The following is an 18381-nucleotide window of genomic DNA, read 5'->3' on the forward strand; positions in this document are numbered from 1 at the left end:
GCTATCTTTGTAGAAACAAGCGACTAAACGGTCGCTGCAAGATTATCGTCTCTCAAATTTGAGAATAAAGCATCCGTAATGAATTTCATGGCCACTGAAACTTCATCAGTTTCAACAAGTCTTCTTGAATCGACGAAACGACATCAGCAGATTCATCTACAGAAATTCCGTTTGTGTATGACACAACATTTACTTCTCTTTGATTGTGACCCATAACCGCCGAACGAATGTCTAGCTGCACGCCCCTCTTCTTTAGATATTCATTAAATGAGCGACGCATGTCATGCGCTGTGAGCTGCTCAGCAGTTTCTCCGTTAAAAATCTTTTTGAAGCGACGATTGGCTTTTGAAATAGCTGTTGAGTAGTTATCTGCAATGTCCGCACTAAAACCCATATTTTTGTTTTTCTTCAAGAAGTCTTTCAGCGCGTCAAAGAGTGGCAGAGGCAACGGTACTTGTCTGACGCCGGCGACCGTTTTATCTCGCGTCACATCAATCATCGGTGTGCCACCCACACTAATCATCAAATCTTCTTCTTTAAGACGCGCAATAGATGACGCACGCATACCCGTCACAATTGCAGTCATGAGGAGCAAATACATATTTGGCGCATCTCCGCGAATTTTCTTGTAGTAATCGCCGTTAAAAATTACTTCTACGCGCTCAACTGAACGAATCGATTTTCTTCCATCCCTTTTTCGATCCTTGCTTGAAACAATCGATTGCCAGTAATCGAACGGGTTCTCGCCAAAGTAGCGTCGCCTTGCAATCATCATGCTGTAAACGGCTTTGAGATGGCGGAGTCGTTCAGATATGGTGCTCCTGTTGAGAACTTGCGGCTTGTCCTCTTCGCTCGATCTTTTTTTCGTGACAACTTTTTTTTGTGGTCTCGATGTTGGAGTCTCCATCAAGGCATTCTCGATATGGATTACATCATCATTTTCTAATTCATGTAAAAAACGATCTCCACAAATCTCGATGACAGTGTTCATTCTCGATCTGTAATCTTTGATTGTTTTTGCGTTTTTCACAATGTCATCAAACGAGAACTTAATATAAATTTCGTTTGCTTCCGAAAGAGTAAATGCAAGGCCAGCGTGATACAGGCTTTTGATCTCTTCCATTTTTTGTAGCTCTTTGTCATAGCCCAGAACGTCTTGCACACCCAGCTGCTGTTGAGGTGAATTGACAACTTGAACGATTGTCTGCACTGGTGGCGTTGCTGCTGCCTGCACTGGCTGCGCAATCTTTGTGGCAAGCGGCTGAAGAATTCCAGCTTCTTTCATCGAGCGAAGATTGCTCATCAGCGCTTCGTGCTGTTCGTCAGTATCAGCTTTAAAAATCCCGTTTGGCAAATCGATAGAAAAGACTTCTTCTAGCGTTTGTCCGGCTGAATCGATTAGATCAACTCCCTCTTTGGCAGCGTACTGCTTTATTAAATCTTCATCTTTCAAAAACGCCAGCAGTTCGTTTTTATTTTTATCATCAGCTCCCGGCTCCGCCTTGATTTGACCTTTGGGGAGATTTACGGTGTAGCTAAAAGTTCTTGACATTAAAGAGACCTCTGCGTGAAGAGACGAGCAGGTGAGTAAACACTTGAATGATAGGCCATCCGATATCTTCAGCATCCTTGACTGTTAGATCCAAGCTCTCAACTGCAGGCAAGCACTACATAGTCATTGGTGGATACCTGAATCCTAAGTAGTCCAGTAATTCAATTTGTTTAGGGCAAATTTTTTCTGCTAAAAAATCTACTGACGGCGGGTCCGCGTAAACGCCCGTAGTCATCGTTTCATCAACATGCCCAAGGATCGCACCACAGATGTGGCGCTCTACTTTGTTCATCAGCAAGTGCTGATTGAAGCTTTTGCGGAAGGCATGAAAGCTCATCTTCGTGTACTGCTTGTCATAGCCATGCACCTTCATGAAAGCCTTTAGCGGTTTGTTGAGCTGATCAGAGTAGCCTTTTCCGTCTTCCCGTTCTTGAAGTCCAAAGTCATCATGGGCATCAAAGAATTCACCCAATGCCTTGAACAACAACTCAGGAATCGGAATGTCGCGGTTACCCGCAATAGTCTTGTCATTACTTATGTCAATGTAAGGAGTCTCATGCATGCTGCGTTTGAGGTCTGCTGACGTGAGCCTCGCTACGCTTGACACACGCATGCCAGTCACTAAGCCGACCATCACAATTAGATAAATTTCAGGACGCTTCGCACCGTATCGCTGAAACTCTTCCCCGCCAAATACAACTTTCAAATCGTTGTATGCGAACGGTTTGGTGCCAGCCTTGCGTTTTTCTCGTTTGCTAACCAAGTTCTTGTCAGCTGCCGGATTTGACCCCGGATGGCGACCGTGTTTGATTAGGAAATTGATGACAGCACGCACGAAACCCGTTTTGTTATCGATTGTGCGGGGGTCATTTCCAGCAGCTGATCGCAAGTGAATGATTAGATCGCTGATGTCGCGCTCAGACAAGGTGCGGATATCACGGTTACCCCAGAACTGGACCATTTCTTTTGCGTAGCCGGCGTAGTCATTTTGAGTCACCATCCGAAGCTTTTTGATTTGCGCGTACTCGGCAAACACCGCGGCCAGCACGTGCTTTTCATGATCCGGCAATTTCGGAACTCGCCGACCCATTAGGCTATTTGGTGGTTTATGCGTGCTTGTTGATTCCGCCGGTGCAATCTGAGCGCCGTATGACACAGCCAACGTCAGCTCTGGCGTCAAAAAGTCGTTGTGAATCGCTGCATCGCGTGATTGAGTGTTCATCTGCGACCATGCATGTGCCGCGGGTTGGGTGCTGGCGAGTTCACCGGCCATGAGCTGGCCCAGCAGCTGAGTGGCTCGGACTTTAGCAAGATTCGGATCAAGAGTCCGAAGGGAGCGTTTGATTTGTCGCCCTGCGATGCGGACGTGAAGTACGAGCGTGTTTCCGCGGCGATAAACCGGAAATTGAATGTGCATGTTAGTTCTGCCTGCTACCAGAACTGCTACCACCTATCGATTACTCTATCGATAGAGCAGAAAAAAGCCTTCTAAATCAACGACTTAGAAGGCTTTCTCGTTTTGGCGGAGTGGACGGGACTCGAACCCGCGACCCCCGGCGTGACAGGCCGGTATTCTAACCAACTGAACTACCACTCCTGGTAGCTGTAACTTTTGCTCAGTTGCTTTCGCAACCAAAGCCAAGTGCTACAAAACTTGGCGACCCTACGGGGATTCGAACCCCGGTACTCACCGTGAAAGGGTGATGTCCTAGGCCTCTAGACGATAGGGTCATAACCTGGACTGTTTCTTTCGAAACTTGTTGCTTCTTTCGAAACGTCTCGACATTTTTGGTGGAGGTAAGCGGGATCGAACCGCTGACCTCTTGCATGCCATGCAAGCGCTCTCCCAGCTGAGCTATACCCCCGTTGGGTGTCGAGAACAATAGTATAGCTAAATTTTTAGCGTTTCGTCAAACGTGCCAAAACTTTTTCTTTTCCGCACAAGAAAAGCACCGCATCGACCGATGGCGTTTGCGGCGTGCCCATCACCAACACGCGCACAGGCATGGCGAGCTGCGGCATTTTCAAACCCTGCTCAGCCAACACCTCTTTGAAGGCTGCGCTCACGTTGGCTGTGCTCCACTCGGCCAATGCACCTAGCTTGGCAGCCAAGGCATCGAGTGCAGGCAATACGGCGGGTGTGATGTGTTTGGCCACATCGTCAGCTTGTGGAATGACGTCGTTGTAGAAAGCAGTGGCCCAATCAGCCAATACCAACAAGGTGTCGCAACGGTCTTTGAACAAGCCACAAATGGCAGGCAAGCGATCGTCGGCAGTGATGCCACGCTTGGCCAACTCAGCGCTCACCAGGGGCGCCAAAACATCATCTGCCATGGCTTTCAAATGCTGGGCATTCACCCACTTAAGTTTGGCTTCGTCAAACTGAGCAGCGCTGCGACCTAGGTGGTCGAGGTTGAACCACTCTAAGAACTGAGCGCGGCTGAAAATTTCATCGTCGCCGTGGCTCCAACCCAAGCGTGCGAGGTAGTTCACCATCGCATCGGGCAAGTAGCCTTCGTCACGGTATTGCGTGACGGCTTTGGCGCCATTGCGCTTGCTCATCTTCTCGCCCTGCTCATTGAGCACGGTGGGTAAGTGGGCATAGACAGGAGTGTCTTTGCCCAGCGCTTTGAAGATGTTGATTTGGCGAGGCGTGTTGTTCACATGGTCGTCACCACGGATGACGTGGGTGATGGCCATGTCAATGTCGTCTACCACCACGCAGAAGTTGTAGGTGGGTGTGCCGTCGGGGCGCGCAATGACCAAGTCGTCCAACTCGTCGTTGCTGATCTCGATGCGGCCTTTGACTTTGTCTTCCCAAACGACAGAGCCGCCTTGTGGATTTTTAAAGCGCAACACAGGCTTCACGCTCTCAGGAATGGCAGGCAAGGTCTTGCCTGGCTCTGGGCGCCATGTGCCGTTGTAGCGTGGTTTTTCTTTGTTGGCCATTTGCTGTTCGCGCAGGGCGTCGAGCTCTTCCATACTCATGTAGCAGGGGTACACGTGGCCACCGGCTTTGAGCTCTTCCAACACGGCCTTGTAGCGGTCCATGCGTTGCATTTGGTAGAACGGGCCTTCGTCGTGGTCGAGGCCCAACCACTTCATACCTTCGATGATGACGTCCACCGACGCTTGGTTAGAACGCTCCAGGTCGGTGTCTTCAATTCGCAAAATAAAGTCGCCACCCGTAGCACGTGCAAACGCCCAAGGGTACAAGGCCGAGCGAATGTTGCCAAGGTGAATAAAGCCAGTGGGGGATGGCGCGAAACGGGTACGAATTTTTGAAGTCATTACAAAATTTACAGAGTGTCCAAGCCGCGCAAAAGGTCAGCCTTCATGTCGTCTAAATGCTCAAGGCCTGCGGCCAAGCGAATCATGCCTTGGCCGATGCCTGCGGCTTGACGCTGATCTTCCGACAATTTGCCGTGCGACGTGCTGGCGGGGTGCGTGAGCAAAGTTTTGGTGTCGCCCAAGTTGGTACACAGCGAGAGCGTGCGCAAGCTGTCGAGCACATGAAACGCGCGGGTGCGCGCTTGCTGCGAGTCAGCTGCCTTCACATCAAACGACAACACCGCACCGCCCATGCCAGACATCTGCTTCAATGCCAAGTCGTGCTGTGGGTGAGAAGCCAAGCCTGGGTAGTACACGCGCGACACAGCAGGATGCTGCTCAAGCCACTGAGCCATCGCGTGGGCATGAGCGCTTTGGGCGCGCATGCGAATGTCGAGTGTTTCCAAACCTTTGAGCACTACCCATGCGTTGAAGGGCGACAACACCATGCCGCTGTTTTTCATGACGGGCAGCAGCTTTTCTTTGATGAGTTTCTCGCTGGCACACAAAGCGCCCGCCATCACGCGGCCTTGGCCATCCAAATACTTGGTACCTGAGTGCATGACGATGTCTGCGCCCATGGCAATGGGGCGCTGCAAAATCGGCGTTGCAAAACAGTTGTCCACCGCCAGCAAAGCACCCGCGTTGTGCGCCATGTCAGCCAAGGCGGCGATGTCACACACCTCGGTCAAGGGGTTGGTGGGCGTCTCGGCAAACAAGAGTTTGGTGTTGGGACGAATGGCAGCTTGCCACGCAGCCAAATCAGTTTGCGACACCACGGTGGACTCCACGCCAAAGCGTGCAAACTCAGAACCAATGAGCTTCAAAGTCGAACCAAACATCGACTGCGAATACACCACATGGTCGCCCGCTTTGAGCAAGCTGAACAGCATCAACATGACCGAAGACATACCGGACGATGTAGCCAAAGCTGCCTCGCTGCCCTCTAAGGCGGCCAAGCGCATTTCAAAGCTAGTGACAGTTGGGTTGCCCGAGCGGCCATAGGTGTAACCGTCTTCTTCGCCTGCAAAGCGGCGGGCCGAGGCTTCGGCAGACGGCTGCACATAACCGCTGGTCAGGTACAGGGCTTCTGAGTTCTCGCCGTATTGGCTGCGGTCTGCAGCCAAGCGCACGGCCAAGGTTTCTAAGTGCAAATCAGTGGGCAAAGGGTGTTGGCTCATACCTTGGTCACTCCGATGGGTTGGGCAAGGCGAGACGCGAGTTGTCTTCAGCGCCCTCTTCTGTGCCCACACGTTTTTCGTTCAAACGCACGATGTCGCTCAAGGACACATCGCCGGTCACGTACACACCGTCAAAGCAGGATGCGTCAAAGCCGTCGAGCTTGGGCGCAGTGCCTGCCGTGGCATCGCGCACGGCTTGCTTCATGGCGTCGACGTCTTGGTAAATCAAAGCATCGCAACCAATTAATTTGCGAATTTCTTCAACCGTGCGATCGTGTGCCACCAACTCTTCCGGCGTAGGCATGTCAATGCCATACACGTTAGGAAAACGAACAGGCGGCGCAGCGCTGGCCAAATACACCTTGCGCGCGCCAGCATCACGGGCCATTTGCACAATCTCTTTGCTGGTGGTGCCGCGCACGATGGAGTCGTCCACTAGCAGCACGTTGCGGCCTTTGAATTCACTGGCAATCACGTTGAGCTTTTGGCGCACGGACTTTTTACGCACACCTTGGCCCGGCATGATGAAGGTGCGGCCCACGTAACGGTTTTTCACAAACCCTTCGCGGTAAGGCACACCCAACAAATGCGCCAGCTGTGTGGCGCTGGGGCGGCTCGATTCTGGGATCGGGATGATCACATCAATGTCTGTGGGCGGCACAACCGAAATCACGCGTTTGGCCAAGGTCTCGCCCAAGTTCAAGCGAGCTTGATACACAGAGATGCCATCCATCGTTGAGTCAGGACGGGCCAAATACACGTATTCAAAAATACATGGCTTGAGTTGCGGCGCATCGGCGCATTGCATGAAGTGCGCTTGACCTGCGAGGTCAATGAACACGGCTTCGCCTGGCGCGATGTCGCGCTCAAACACATGGCCTGTGCCATCCAGGGCGACTGATTCACTGGCCAACATGTAAGTGCCGTCAGCACCTCGTCCGATACACAAAGGGCGAATGCCAAATGGGTCGCGGAAAGCCAGCAAACCGTGACCTGCAATCATCGAAATGACGGCGTAAGAACCTTTGATGCGGCGGTGCACACGGCGCACAGCTTCAAACACGTCAGACGCTTTGAGTGGCAAGCCACGCGTGGCTTTGTCAATTTCGTGGGCCAAGACGTTGAGCAACACCTCAGAGTCACTCTCAGTATTGATGTGACGGTGGTCTTCAGAGAACAACTCAGCTTTCAACGCATGCGCGTTGGTCAGGTTGCCGTTGTGAACCAACACCAAACCAAACGGTGCGTTCACATAAAAAGGCTGGGCCTCTTCTTCGCTGAACGCATTGCCTGCGGTGGGGTAACGCACTTGGCCCAAGCCGTTGTTGCCGGGCAAGGCGCGCATGTTGCGTGTGCGGAACACGTCACGCACCATGCCCTTGGCTTTGTGCATGAAGAATTTACGGTCCAGCTGGGTGACGATGCCCGCGGCATCTTGACCTCGGTGCTGCAAGAGCAACAAGGCGTCATAAATCAACTGGTTCACAGGTGCGTTGCTTGCAACGCCGACGATGCCACACATTAGGGGAGGTACTTTCCAAAATCAGCCGGTAACACCGGCTTCAACACATGCAAAAACTGTTGCAACCATTGCGCGCCCTGCGCTTGTTTCCAAGCCTCGGTTTCACGCATGGGCGTCATGCCCACAAACACGGTCACGGCCAACAAAATGACCACACCGCGCATCAATCCAAACAAGCTACCGAGCAAGCGGTCTAACGGACCAAGACCGACTGCAGAAATTAATTTTTTGACCACCCAGCTGACCAACACCGTGGCCACCAAAACAGCGACAAACACCACCACAAAACCAGCGGCGTAACGCAGCATCTGGCTGCTGCCCTCCATGGGCAACCACGCGGCAGCCATCGGGGCGTACATCTGCGAGACATAAAACGCAGCCACCCATCCCACCAACGACAACACCTCTTGCACGATGCCGCGCCACAGACCCAGCAGAAGCGACAGGCCCAAAACGGCCAGCAGAATCCAATCTACGGCCGAAAGTGTTTGCATAGCGAAAGAGTTAGAGCGTCAAGACTTGCGGCTGCAATTGCAACTGCTTGATCTTGTTTGCCATCTTGTCGGCATCGTCACGTTTGGTAAAGGGGCCTACGCGTACGCGCACACGACGCCCCTCTTTGCTCTCGATGACTTGGGTGTAGGTGGTGATGCCTGCTTTTTCGAGCTTGTTACGCGTTTCACGCAACTTGCCATCGTCCGAAAACGTGCCGGCTTGCACCACAAAGCGCGCGCCTGTATCTTTGCTGTCCGAGGGCTTAGTGGCAGGCTTGGCATCGGCTTTGACTTCTGCTGCTTTGACTTCTGGTTTGACTGCTGGCTTGTTGTCAGCCTTAGCGAGCTCTGACTTTGTTTCGGCCTTGGGCACCACCGCGGCCACGGCTGCTGCGCCAGCAGCTGCGGCCATAGCTGTTTCAGGCTTCACATCTGGCTTGGCTTCAGCTTTGGCGTCAGGCACCACTTCTTCTTTGGCGTCGAGCCCCGCAGAAGCAGATAAGGGCTTGGGCGTTGAGGTGTCCACCAAGGGCTTGGCTGTCGCGCGATCAGGAATGTCCACCGCAATGTCCACCGACACAGGGCGTGGCTGAGTATCAAACAACAATGGGAAGCCAATGACACCCAACACGACCAACACCGAAGCACCAATCAAACGGTGACGGGCGCGGCGGCGCATGGCGTCCACGCTCTCGGCGGGAGAATTGCTGGTGTTGCCTTGGGGCTCGCTGGTCGCTTGACCGGGCAGTCGAAACTTGAAAAAAGCCATGTGAATGGGGTCTCAGGAGCTCAAATGTGGGGCGTCTAAACGGGGAATGCCATTCGCCAAAATCCCCCCGACCGTGAAGAACGATCCGAAGACCACAATTCTATCAGCGGGGTCTGCCACGGCCACGGCCGCGTCCAACGCGGCTTGGGGGTTGGCATGGGTGCTAGCTTGCACGTCTTGACGGGTGTTGCCCGCCTGCCAAACGTCTTGCAACTGAGTGGCTTTGGCGGCGCGTTCGGTGGGCAAATCACAAAAGTACCAACGGTCCACCAAAGGGCCTACACGCGCCAGCATAGGCGCCACGTCTTTGTCGGCCATGGCCCCAAATACCACATGGGTGGTGGGATAAAAGCCCATGGCATCGAGGTTTTCAGTGAGTGCCGCCACCGCGTGGGCGTTGTGCGCCACGTCAAACACCAAGGCAGGCTGACCCGGCACGATTTGGAAGCGCCCTGGCAACTCGACCATTGCCAAGCCATTGCGAATCGCTTGGGCCGTTACAGGCATCTCGCTACGCAAAGCCTCAAGCGCCGCCAACACACCGCTGGCGTTGACCAACTGGTTAGCGCCACGCAGCGCGGGATAAGCCAAACCGCTGTAGCGACGGCCACGCCCTGCCCATCCCCACTGCTGCTTGTCGCCCGTGAAGTTGAAGTCACGGCCAAAGAGCCACAGGTCTGCGCCAATTTCGGTGGCGTGGTCGATCACGCTTTGCGGCGGCAGGGGGTCGCTCACGATCACAGGGCGGCCCGTGCGCATGATGCCTGCCTTCTCGCGACCAATGGTTTCGCGGTCGTGGCCTAAAAAGTCCATGTGGTCCAAGTCCACGCTGGTGATGATGGAGCAAGTTGGCTCAATCACATTGACCGCGTCCAAGCGGCCGCCCAAGCCCACTTCAAGAATGGCCACATCGATGGGCGACGAAGCCATCAAACTCAAAATCGCCAAGGTGGTGAACTCGAAGTAAGTGAGTGACACCTCACTGCCTTGAGTCCGCGCAGCTTCTACTTTTGCAAAATGCGGCAGCAAGTCATCGGGCTGCACGGTTTCGCCATGCACCCGGCAGCGCTCTTGGAAATGCACCAAGTGGGGCGATGTGTAGACGCTGGGGCGGTAGCCCGCCTCAAGCAAACAGGCCTCCAACATGGCGCAGGTCGAGCCCTTACCGTTGGTGCCCGCCACCGTGATGACGGGGCAATCAAACTTGAGCGCCATGCGCTCGGCCACGGTGCGCACGCGCTCTAGGCCCATGTCGATATTTTTGGGGTGCAAACGCTCGCAATGCGCGAGCCAACTGGCGAGTGAATTCATCTGTCAATTGTCACCCACCGCTGCAGGCCATTTGGTTTGCGGCATGATTCACCCTATGAGCAAAACAACCATCACCGTTTACGGCATTCCCAACTGCGACAGCGTCAAAAAGGCCCGCATGTGGCTGAGTGACCATGGTGTGGACTATGTGTTTCACGATTTCAAAAAACAAGGCGTGCTGCCAGAGGCCGTCGACCTGTGGCTCAAGCATGTGAGCTGGGACGTGTTGGTCAACCGCAAAGGCACGACTTGGCGCAAGCTAGACCCAGTCCTGCAAGCCAGCGTGGTGGACAACGCCTCGGCCCGCGCCTTGATGCTGGAACATGCCAGCGTCATCAAGCGCCCTGTGGTGGTCAAAGGTGCAACCGTCATCGTGGGCGTCAACCCTGAGGCGTGGGCGCGCGTTATTGGATAAGTGATAACAGCGCAGGTTTTACCGTCGCTTTACAGACATTCACAGTGCACGCACTACACTTCTGCCAAGTTAAACAGGGATTTCCCATGAAAAAGATCACCATTCAAATCACATTGTTCGCCGGCCTGATGGCTGTGTTGGCATCTGCTGCCGTACACGCCCAAGAAGTGGGCAAAGTCATCTCCAGCACCCCCATCATTCAGCAAGTGGCCGTGCCACGCCAAGTCTGTAACAACCAACAAGTGGTCACCGAAGGCCAAAAATCTGGCGCTGGTGCCGCCATGGGCGCGATCGCTGGTGGCGCCATTGGTAACAGCATGGGTCAGGGTTCCGGTCGTGCTGCCGCCACCATGCTGGGTTTGTTCGGCGGCGCTATCTTGGGTGACAAGGTGGAAGGCGGCGGCACACCAGAAGTGCGTAACGTACAAAACTGCAGCCAGCAAATGTTCTACGAGAACCGCACGATGGCATACAACGTGGTTTATGAATTCGCAGGCAAGCAATACACCGTGCAAATGCCCCAAGACCCAGGCCCCACCGTGCGTTTGCAAATCACACCCATGGCACCAGCCGCCAACACCAGCTACGGCAATGTGCCGCCACCCGGCTCTGCCCCACGCTACTAAGCCAGTCCAAACGCCTGTTTGGGCGTTTGAACCAAGCAAAAGCCGCTTTCAGCGGCTTTTGGCGTTTTGGGTCACCTAAAATCTACTGTTTTGCAATCCATACCGAGCGCACACCATGACCACAGAAAAAATCGACGGCGCCAGCGTCACCACCAAAGCCAATGTTTACTTTGACGGCAAATGTGTCAGCCACGGCCTGACACTCGCTGACGGCACCAAACTGTCGGTGGGCGTCATCTTGCCCGCCACCTTGACCTTCAACACAGGCGCACCTGAAATCATGGAATGCGTGGGCGGTTTTTGTGAATACAAACTCGACGGCACCCAAGACTGGGTCAAGTCCAGCGCTGGCGAAAAATTCAACGTGCCCGGCAACTCGAAATTCGACATCCGCGTGACCGAGCCCTACCACTACATTTGCCACTTCGGTTAATTGCCGAGCCATCAGAAGCAGGATAAGAACACCATGAGCACCATCCTCCAACACCTCCCCAAAGGCCAAAAAGTCGGCATCGCCTTCTCAGGCGGCCTCGACACCTCTGCGGCCCTCTTGTGGATGAAGCAAAAGGGCGCTGTGCCCTACGCTTACACCGCCAACCTCGGCCAGCCCGACGAGTCGGACTACAACGAAATCCCACGCAAAGCGATGGAATACGGCGCTGAAAAAGCCCGCCTCATCGACTGCCGCAAACAACTCGCCCATGAAGGCATTGCCGCCATTCAGTGCGGTGCGTTCCACATCAGCACCGGTGGCATCACCTACTTCAACACCACGCCCTTGGGCCGTGCCGTCACCGGCACCATGCTCGTGGCTGCGATGAAGGAAGACGACGTCAACATCTGGGGCGATGGCAGCACCTTCAAAGGCAATGACATCGAGCGCTTTTACCGCTACGGCTTGTTGACCAACCCCAGCTTGAAAATCTACAAGCCTTGGCTGGACCAGTTGTTCATCGACGAACTCGGTGGCCGCGCTGAAATGAGCGCCTTCATGACTGCCAACGGTTTTGGCTACAAGATGAGCGCCGAAAAGGCCTACAGCACCGACAGCAACATGCTGGGTGCGACCCACGAAGCCAAAGACCTTGAGAGCCTCTCAAGCGGCATGAAGATCGTCAACCCCATCATGGGTGTGCCGTTCTGGCGTGAAGACTGCGCGGTGAAAGCCGAAGAAATCAGCATCCGTTTTGAAGAAGGCCAACCCGTCGCCTTGAACGGTGTGGAATACGCTGACCCCGTTGAGCTGTTCTTGAAAGCCAACGAAATCGGTGGCCGCCACGGTTTGGGCATGAGCGACCAAATCGAGAACCGCATCATCGAAGCCAAGAGCCGCGGCATCTACGAAGCCCCGGGCATGGCGCTGTTGCACATCGCTTACGAGCGTTTGGTCACTGGCATTCACAACGAAGACACCATCGAGCAGTACCGCATCAACGGCCTGCGCTTGGGCCGTTTGTTGTACCAAGGCCGCTGGTTTGACCCACAGTCCATCATGTTGCGCGAAACCGCCCAGCGCTGGGTGGCACGCGCCGTGACCGGCACCGTGACCCTAGAACTGCGCCGTGGCAACGACTACAGCATCCTGAACACAGAAAGCCCCAACCTCACCTACGCTCCCGAGCGTTTGAGCATGGAAAAGGTGGAAGACGCACCGTTCAGCCCACTCGACCGCATTGGCCAATTGACCATGCGCAACTTGGACATCGTGGACACACGCGCCAAGCTGGGCATCTACGCACACACCGGCTTGCTGTCGTTGGGCGAAGGCGCTGACATGATCAAGTTGGAAGGCGGGTCTAAGAAGTAAACACTTCTTTGCACCAAGTAAAAAGCGACCTTCAGGTCGCTTTTTTATTGCTTAAACCACCACAGGTTCGGGTTCAAGTCGAATGCCAAACCGCTCATACACACTGGTTTGAATGGCTTTTGCCAAAGTCATCACTTCGCCGCCCGTGCAGGGGTGCTCTTTGCCGCCAACATTGACCAACACCAAGGCTTGTTTTTCGTACACACCCGCATTGCCCACGGTTTTGCCTTTCCAGCCGCAGGCGTCGATCAGCCAACCAGCCGCCAGTTTGATGCGACCATCGTCCAGCAGGTAGTGAACCACTTTGGGCTCACGCGCGATGATGTCGTCGCACTGGTCTTGGGTGACGGTGGGGTTCTTGAAGAAGCTACCGGCGTTGCCAATGACGGCTGGGTCCGGCAACTTGGCACGGCGAATGGCGCACACCCATTCAAAAATTTGTTGAGCCGTGGGGTTACTGATCCCGGTCTCGGCCATTTTTCGTTCGAGGTCGAGGTAGCCCAGCACGGGTTTCCAGTCTTTGCGCAACAAGAACCGCACACGGGTAATCAGGGCTTTGCCTGCCAAGCCCAAACCATTCGGACCACTGCTTTCGTGTTTGAACACTGAGTCGCGGTAGCCAAACGCACATTGCGCAGCATCGAGACTGAAGTGCTGGCCCGTAGTCAGGTCAATCGCGTCCAACGAATGAAAGCGGTCTTGCAGCTCCACGCCATACGCGCCAATGTTTTGCACCGGCGACGCGCCCACGCTGCCGGGAATGAGGGCCATGTTTTCTAGGCCGGGCCAGCCGTTGTCCAACGTCCATGCCACCAAGTCGTGCCAGTTTTCGCCTGCGGCGGCCTCGACCACCCAGGCCTTGTCGGTCTCTTCGACCAAGCGCATGCCTTTGATTTCTACCTTCAGCACCAAGGGCTTCACGTCGCCGGTCAGCACAATGTTGCTGCCGCCGCCCAGCACAAACTTGGGCGCCTCGCGCAAGGCCGCATCGGCCAGCACAGCTTGCACGTCAGCTTCGGTGCGCACGCGCACCAATTGCAGGGCTTTGGCCGAAATGCCAAAGCTGTTGTGCGCTTGAAGGGGGGTGTTGGGTTCCACTAACATAGGGCAATTGTCTCATTCTGATTTTGAAAGCCGACTGCCATGCCTTCTTTTGACACCGTACTCGAACCCAACTTGGTCGAAGTGAAAAACGCCGTTGAAAACACTTCCAAAGAAATCGCCACCCGCTTTGACTTCAAAGGCACATCTGCCGCTGTTGAACTCAAGGACAAAGAAATCACCATGTTCGGCGACGCCGACTTTCAGCTGGTGCAAGTCGAAGACGTATTGCGCAACAAACTGACCAAGCGCGAAGTGGACGTGCGCTTCCTCGACAAAGGCGACGTGCAAAAAATCGGCGGCGACAAGGTCAAGCAAGTCATCAAAATTCGCAACGGCATTGAAACCGAAGTGTCCAAAAAAATTCAACGCTTGCTCAAAGACAGCAAGATCAAAGTACAAGCCGCCATCCAAGGCGACGCGGTGCGCGTGAGCGGCACCAAGCGCGACGACTTGCAAGCCGCCATGGCTCTGATTCGCAAAGACATGACCGACTTGCCTTTGTCGTTCAATAACTTCCGCGACTAAGCCACGCCTTAGCATCAAACACAAAGGGCCTCAACAGAGGCCCTTTTGTTTTGCGTCTGCGCAAGGCAGTCCGCGTTTATGCCTGTGCGTCAGTCTCTTCAGCCGGTGCTTCTTTCTTCGCACCAATCTTCGTCTCTTGGCCCGACACCAAACGCTGGATGTTGTCTTTGTGGCGCATCAGCAGCAAGGCGCTCATCACCATCACAGCCAACAACTCAGCTTCGCTCATTTGCCACACCACTTGGTTTCCCATCAAATAGTAGGCAGGCGCCAGCAAAGAAGCCGACAAAGCCGCCAGCGACGAGTAGCGGAACACCACCGCCATCAGCAACCAAGTGCCCATCACCGCAGCGCCCAACAAGGGCTCCACACCAAACAAAATACCTGCGGCAGTCGCAACGCCCTTGCCGCCTTTGAACGCAAAGAACACAGGCCACAAGTGACCCATGAATGCCGAGGTGGCCACCAAGGCCACAGCACGGTCGTCCAAGCCAAAATCTGGGCCGTACAACTTGACCAGCAGCACAGGAAAGTAACCCTTGAGTGCATCAAACAACAACGTGGCAATGGCCGCTTTTTTGTTGCCCGAACGCAGCACGTTGGTGGCACCTGGGTTTTGGCTGCCGTAGGTGCGAGGGTCATCCAAGCCCATCACACGGCTCACGATGACCGCAAAGGACAAGGAGCCTACCAAGTAACCGCCCAAGGCGAGCAACACCACGACTGAAGCATCAGCAAACATTTATCTTTCCTCTTTTTTAATTTTTATTGCGCAGGGTCGCGCATTTCCCAACGAATGGCATCGATTGCGGCCAACACTTCAGGCGACAAGGTGGTACCCCATGCGTCTAAGTCGGCATCGAGTTGCGCCATCGACGTCACACCAATGATGGTGCTCGCCACTTGCCACTTGGTGTAACAAAATGCCAGCGCCATTTGCGTAGGCGTCATGCCGTTTTCAAGTGCGAGTGCGTTGTAGCGGCGTGCTGCCACCAAAGCATCGGGGCGACCCCAGCGTTGCTTGCGCACGCTCTCATAGCCGGAGATGCGCGCACCTTTGGGCGCGTCTGGGCCGGTGATGCCACTGGCGTCGTACTTGCCCGTGAGCAAACCAAAGCCCAAGGGCGAATACGCCAACAACGACACATTCAAACGGTGGCAAGTCTCATCCAAGCCGTTTTCATACGTGCGGTTGATCAGGCAATACGGGTTTTGCGTGGTGGCCACGCGTGGCAAACCATGCTGCTCGGCCAAGCGCACAAACTCGTGCACGCCATAGGGTGTTTCGTTGGACAAGCCCACATGGCGCACCTTGCCAGCTTTGACCAACTGCGCCAGCGCTTCTAGCTGAGCATGAATCGGCGTCTCTGACGTTTCTTTTTGGGGGTCGTAGTACACGCCACCAAACGCTGGCACATGGCGCTCGGGCCAGTGGATTTGGTAGAGGTCAATCACATCGGTTTGCAAGCGGCGCAAACTGCCTTCGCACGAGGTAACGAAGTCTTTGACTTTCAGCCCCATGTGGTCGCGAATCCAAGGCATGCCGCGCGAAGGGCCGGCCACTTTGGTGGCAAGCACCAGCTTTTGCCGTGCGCCTGGATTCTTGGCAAACCAGTTACCAATGATGGTTTCGGTGTGGCCACAGGTCTCAGCTTTAGGCGGCACCGAATACATCTCGGCGGTGTCGATGAAGTTCACGCCACGCGCCAGCGAGTGGTCAAGGATGGCGTGTGAATCAGCTTCGTTGACTTGTTCGCCAAAAGTCATGGTGCCCAAACAAATAGGCGTGACGTGCAAATCGCTGGTGCCCAGCTGAACGAAAGGAAAAGTCATGGATTCACTCCGAGGAAGGAGACAGATGAAAAACGCTACAAGTCTAAAGCCTGCCGGGTGCCTTCTTTGGCTCAGCGTATGTGCGTTATTTCGCCTTGGCGCGCTCTTCTTCTTGCAAGCGCAGCACGCGACGTTGCACCTTGCCCGTGGTGGTCATGGGCAGCTCTGGCGTGAACTCAATTTCTTTGGGGTACTCATACGGTGCCAGCTTGCCACGCACATGCAGTTGCAGGTCAGCCACCAAGGCATCGCTGGCTTCGTGTCCTGCGGCTAACACCACATAAGCTTTCACCAACGCACCACGCTCGGCATCGGGCTTGGGCACCACCGCAGCATTGGCCACGGCGGGGTGTTTGACCAAGCAGTTTTCAATCTCACTCGGGCCAATGCGGTAGCCCGCCGCTTTGAACACATCGTCGGCGCGGCCTTGGTACCAGAGGTAGCCATCAACATCCTGCACCGCCATATCGCCCGTGCGGCACCAGTCGCCTGTGTATTTACCCAAGGTTGATTTTTCGTTTTTCCAATAGCCCAAAAAGAAAATTGGGTCAGGCTGGCCGTGTTGGTTGTAGCGGCTCAGTGCCACATCACCGGGCACACCTACGGGACATTCGTGGCCATCGTCGTCAATCACGGCCACGCGATGGCCGGGGTAGCCTTTGCCCATGCTGCCCGGCTTGGCGGGCCAGCCTACATTCTTGCGATGGGCTGAAACGCCTTCGCCCATCACGCCCCACTCCATCGCGCAGTTGCCCACGATGTAGTTGATTTCGGTTTGGCCAAACATCTCGTTCACGGTCACGCCCAGCTGCGTTTGGCAATAGCCAAACACCGCATCACCCACCGCCTCACCTGCGCTCATCATGGCTTGCAGCTTGAGTTTGAATTGGCTGCTGGGCTTGGGGTAGGCCTTCATCATGGCCTTCAAAGCGGTAGGAAACAAAAACGTGTGCGTGACGCCGTGCTGCTGCATCAAGGTGAACGCCAGCTCTGGGCTAAAGCGCCCGTTCCACGCCACGATGGGGCGACCAAAGTACAGCGTGGGCAACAAGGCATCCATCAAACCGCCGGTCCACGCCCAATCGGCGGGCGACCAAAACACAGCGGCGCTGCCTGTGGGCAAATGCGCGGCGTTTGAGGCTTGATTTGAGGTGGCTTGCGTGGCAAACCCAAACCAGTTTTGGCTGCACACAAAGCCCGTCAAGTTGCCTATCAAGGCACGATGGGGAATGAGTGCGCCTTTGGGCGGGCCGGTGGTGCCGCTGGTGTAAATCAACACCGCGCCCTCGTCCGCTTTGGTTTGTATCGCTGTGAACGCGCGTTGCTGCGCGGCAATGGCACTGGCGTAGTCCACATCCACGTGCAGCATGTCGGCGGCATTGCTCAGGTCCACGCCCACCACTTCGCGCAGCGCGGGGCATTGGGCGCGCACGGCCAGCACGTTGCTGACAGACGTTGCATCCACGATGGCCACCACAGCCTCGCTGTCTTGCAGACGGTATTCCAAGGCTTCGGGGCCAAACAGCAGGGAGAGTGGCATGGCCACCGCACCCATTTGCATCACCGCCACATAGGCCACAGCGGTTTCAAAACGTTGGGGCAGCACGATGGCCACGCGGTCGCCACGCTGCACACCAAGGTCGGTCAGCACATGGCTCAGCGCATCGGCGGCTTGCTGTAACTGGGCATAGGTGAAGCTGCGTGGCGCAACGGCACGCCCACTCGCATCGGCGGCGGCATGTTCAACGATCGCCACACGCTGTGCCGCATCGGGCTCAGCAGCCCAACGGCGGCTGCACACCTCGGCCATGTTGAAGTGCTCGGGCACGGCCCAACCAAAGCCTTGCTGCATGGCTTGGTAAAAGTCGTGTGAAGTCGCGTCTACGGAATGCTTGGCCATGTTTCGTGTCCT

Annotated in this window: 17 protein-coding genes and 3 tRNA genes; 5 read left to right on the top strand and 15 right to left on the bottom strand. The window is 55.2% G+C overall.

What is annotated here, in order from left to right; all coding sequences use genetic code 11:
• Positions 1-85 precede the first annotated feature (85 nt).
• The 11 genes from C5F52_RS00050 to folC all read right to left on the bottom strand — a co-directional run bounded on the left by C5F52_RS00050 (position 86) and on the right by folC (position 10159).
• Positions 86-1552 (bottom strand): tyrosine-type recombinase/integrase, encoded by a 1467-nt coding sequence (locus tag C5F52_RS00050; protein WP_161499626.1) that lies wholly within the window; start codon positions 1550-1552, stop codon positions 86-88.
• Between the two features lie 115 nt (positions 1553-1667).
• A complete protein-coding gene (locus tag C5F52_RS00055; protein WP_146100007.1) occupies positions 1668-2969 on the bottom strand; it encodes a tyrosine-type recombinase/integrase in 1302 nt (433 codons plus the stop codon).
• A 103-nt stretch (positions 2970-3072) separates the two neighbouring features.
• Positions 3073-3149: transfer RNA gene (locus C5F52_RS00060), tRNA-Asp, on the bottom strand.
• A gap of 58 nt (positions 3150-3207) precedes the next feature.
• Positions 3208-3283, bottom strand: a tRNA-Glu gene (locus C5F52_RS00065).
• 58 nt (positions 3284-3341) lie between these two features.
• Positions 3342-3417, bottom strand: a tRNA-Ala gene (locus C5F52_RS00070).
• A gap of 34 nt (positions 3418-3451) precedes the next feature.
• The gene (gene gltX / locus C5F52_RS00075) at positions 3452-4843 is read right to left on the bottom strand and encodes a glutamate--tRNA ligase (RefSeq protein ID WP_104796309.1); all 1392 of its coding nucleotides are present in this window, start codon (positions 4841-4843) and stop codon (positions 3452-3454) included.
• An 8-nt stretch (positions 4844-4851) separates the two neighbouring features.
• Complete coding sequence (locus C5F52_RS00080) at positions 4852-6063, bottom strand: O-succinylhomoserine sulfhydrylase (protein WP_104796310.1); 1212 nt, start codon at positions 6061-6063, stop codon at positions 4852-4854.
• Positions 6064-6070: 7 nt separating this feature from the next.
• Positions 6071-7585, bottom strand: coding sequence for an amidophosphoribosyltransferase (gene purF, locus C5F52_RS00085; RefSeq protein ID WP_104796311.1), 1515 nt, complete (start codon positions 7583-7585; stop codon positions 6071-6073).
• Positions 7585-8079, bottom strand: a complete 495-nt coding sequence (locus C5F52_RS00090; RefSeq protein WP_104796312.1) for a CvpA family protein — start codon at positions 8077-8079, stop codon at positions 7585-7587. Before C5F52_RS00090 ends, purF begins: the two co-directional genes overlap by 1 nt.
• A 10-nt stretch (positions 8080-8089) precedes the next feature.
• Positions 8090-8848, bottom strand: coding sequence for an SPOR domain-containing protein (locus C5F52_RS00095; RefSeq protein ID WP_104796313.1), 759 nt, complete (start codon positions 8846-8848; stop codon positions 8090-8092).
• A gap of 12 nt (positions 8849-8860) precedes the next feature.
• Positions 8861-10159, bottom strand: a complete 1299-nt coding sequence (gene folC / locus C5F52_RS00100; protein WP_104796314.1) for a bifunctional tetrahydrofolate synthase/dihydrofolate synthase — start codon at positions 10157-10159, stop codon at positions 8861-8863.
• 55 nt (positions 10160-10214) lie between these two features.
• Here folC and C5F52_RS00105 point away from each other — a divergent pair, with 55 nt between their 5' ends.
• The 4 genes from C5F52_RS00105 to argG all read left to right on the top strand — a co-directional run bounded on the left by C5F52_RS00105 (position 10215) and on the right by argG (position 13007).
• Positions 10215-10574 (top strand): arsenate reductase, encoded by a 360-nt coding sequence (locus C5F52_RS00105; RefSeq protein ID WP_104796315.1) that lies wholly within the window; start codon positions 10215-10217, stop codon positions 10572-10574.
• Positions 10575-10660: 86 nt separating this feature from the next.
• The gene (locus C5F52_RS00110; RefSeq protein WP_236657666.1) at positions 10661-11200 is read left to right on the top strand and encodes a glycine zipper 2TM domain-containing protein; all 540 of its coding nucleotides are present in this window, start codon (positions 10661-10663) and stop codon (positions 11198-11200) included.
• Positions 11201-11315: 115 nt separating this feature from the next.
• Positions 11316-11633: a pyrimidine/purine nucleoside phosphorylase gene (locus C5F52_RS00115; protein ID WP_104796316.1), complete on the top strand. Its 318-nt coding sequence runs from the start codon at positions 11316-11318 to the stop codon at positions 11631-11633.
• Between the two features lie 33 nt (positions 11634-11666).
• Positions 11667-13007: an argininosuccinate synthase gene (gene argG / locus C5F52_RS00120; RefSeq protein ID WP_104796317.1), complete on the top strand. Its 1341-nt coding sequence runs from the start codon at positions 11667-11669 to the stop codon at positions 13005-13007.
• A gap of 51 nt (positions 13008-13058) precedes the next feature.
• Here argG and murB read toward each other — a convergent pair whose 3' ends face one another.
• Positions 13059-14111 (bottom strand): UDP-N-acetylmuramate dehydrogenase, encoded by a 1053-nt coding sequence (murB, locus tag C5F52_RS00125; protein ID WP_104796318.1) that lies wholly within the window; start codon positions 14109-14111, stop codon positions 13059-13061.
• A gap of 39 nt (positions 14112-14150) precedes the next feature.
• Between murB and C5F52_RS00130 the strand changes: the two genes are divergently transcribed.
• Positions 14151-14636 (top strand): YajQ family cyclic di-GMP-binding protein, encoded by a 486-nt coding sequence (locus C5F52_RS00130; RefSeq protein ID WP_104796319.1) that lies wholly within the window; start codon positions 14151-14153, stop codon positions 14634-14636.
• Positions 14637-14712: 76 nt separating this feature from the next.
• On the opposite strand, the gene plsY is transcribed toward C5F52_RS00130, so the two are convergent.
• The 3 genes from plsY to C5F52_RS00145 form a co-directional block, all read right to left on the bottom strand.
• Entirely contained in the window at positions 14713-15378 is a 666-nt protein-coding gene (gene plsY, locus C5F52_RS00135) for a glycerol-3-phosphate 1-O-acyltransferase PlsY (RefSeq protein WP_104796320.1), read from the bottom strand.
• 23 nt (positions 15379-15401) lie between these two features.
• Complete coding sequence (locus C5F52_RS00140; RefSeq protein WP_104796321.1) at positions 15402-16469, bottom strand: aldo/keto reductase; 1068 nt, start codon at positions 16467-16469, stop codon at positions 15402-15404.
• An 85-nt stretch (positions 16470-16554) separates the two neighbouring features.
• Positions 16555-18369, bottom strand: coding sequence for an acyl-CoA synthetase (locus C5F52_RS00145; protein ID WP_236657667.1), 1815 nt, complete (start codon positions 18367-18369; stop codon positions 16555-16557).
• Positions 18370-18381: the final 12 nt, after the last annotated feature.

The sequence above is a fragment of the Limnohabitans sp. TS-CS-82 genome, from assembly GCF_002943475.1.

Coding starts and splice junctions, on each gene's coding strand:
- C5F52_RS00050 (WP_161499626.1), bottom strand. CDS start 1,552: ATGTCAAGAACTTTTAGCTACACCGTAAATCTCCCCAAAGGTCAAATC.
- C5F52_RS00055 (WP_146100007.1), bottom strand. CDS start 2,969: ATGCACATTCAATTTCCGGTTTATCGCCGCGGAAACACGCTCGTACTT.
- gltX (WP_104796309.1), bottom strand. CDS start 4,843: ATGACTTCAAAAATTCGTACCCGTTTCGCGCCATCCCCCACTGGCTTT.
- C5F52_RS00080 (WP_104796310.1), bottom strand. CDS start 6,063: ATGAGCCAACACCCTTTGCCCACTGATTTGCACTTAGAAACCTTGGCC.
- purF (WP_104796311.1), bottom strand. CDS start 7,585: ATGTGTGGCATCGTCGGCGTTGCAAGCAACGCACCTGTGAACCAGTTG.
- C5F52_RS00090 (WP_104796312.1), bottom strand. CDS start 8,079: ATGCAAACACTTTCGGCCGTAGATTGGATTCTGCTGGCCGTTTTGGGC.
- C5F52_RS00095 (WP_104796313.1), bottom strand. CDS start 8,848: ATGGCTTTTTTCAAGTTTCGACTGCCCGGTCAAGCGACCAGCGAGCCC.
- folC (WP_104796314.1), bottom strand. CDS start 10,159: ATGAATTCACTCGCCAGTTGGCTCGCGCATTGCGAGCGTTTGCACCCC.
- C5F52_RS00105 (WP_104796315.1), top strand. CDS start 10,215: ATGAGCAAAACAACCATCACCGTTTACGGCATTCCCAACTGCGACAGC.
- C5F52_RS00110 (WP_236657666.1), top strand. CDS start 10,661: ATGAAAAAGATCACCATTCAAATCACATTGTTCGCCGGCCTGATGGCT.
- C5F52_RS00115 (WP_104796316.1), top strand. CDS start 11,316: ATGACCACAGAAAAAATCGACGGCGCCAGCGTCACCACCAAAGCCAAT.
- argG (WP_104796317.1), top strand. CDS start 11,667: ATGAGCACCATCCTCCAACACCTCCCCAAAGGCCAAAAAGTCGGCATC.
- murB (WP_104796318.1), bottom strand. CDS start 14,111: ATGTTAGTGGAACCCAACACCCCCCTTCAAGCGCACAACAGCTTTGGC.
- C5F52_RS00130 (WP_104796319.1), top strand. CDS start 14,151: ATGCCTTCTTTTGACACCGTACTCGAACCCAACTTGGTCGAAGTGAAA.
- plsY (WP_104796320.1), bottom strand. CDS start 15,378: ATGTTTGCTGATGCTTCAGTCGTGGTGTTGCTCGCCTTGGGCGGTTAC.
- C5F52_RS00140 (WP_104796321.1), bottom strand. CDS start 16,469: ATGACTTTTCCTTTCGTTCAGCTGGGCACCAGCGATTTGCACGTCACG.
- C5F52_RS00145 (WP_236657667.1), bottom strand. CDS start 18,369: ATGGCCAAGCATTCCGTAGACGCGACTTCACACGACTTTTACCAAGCC.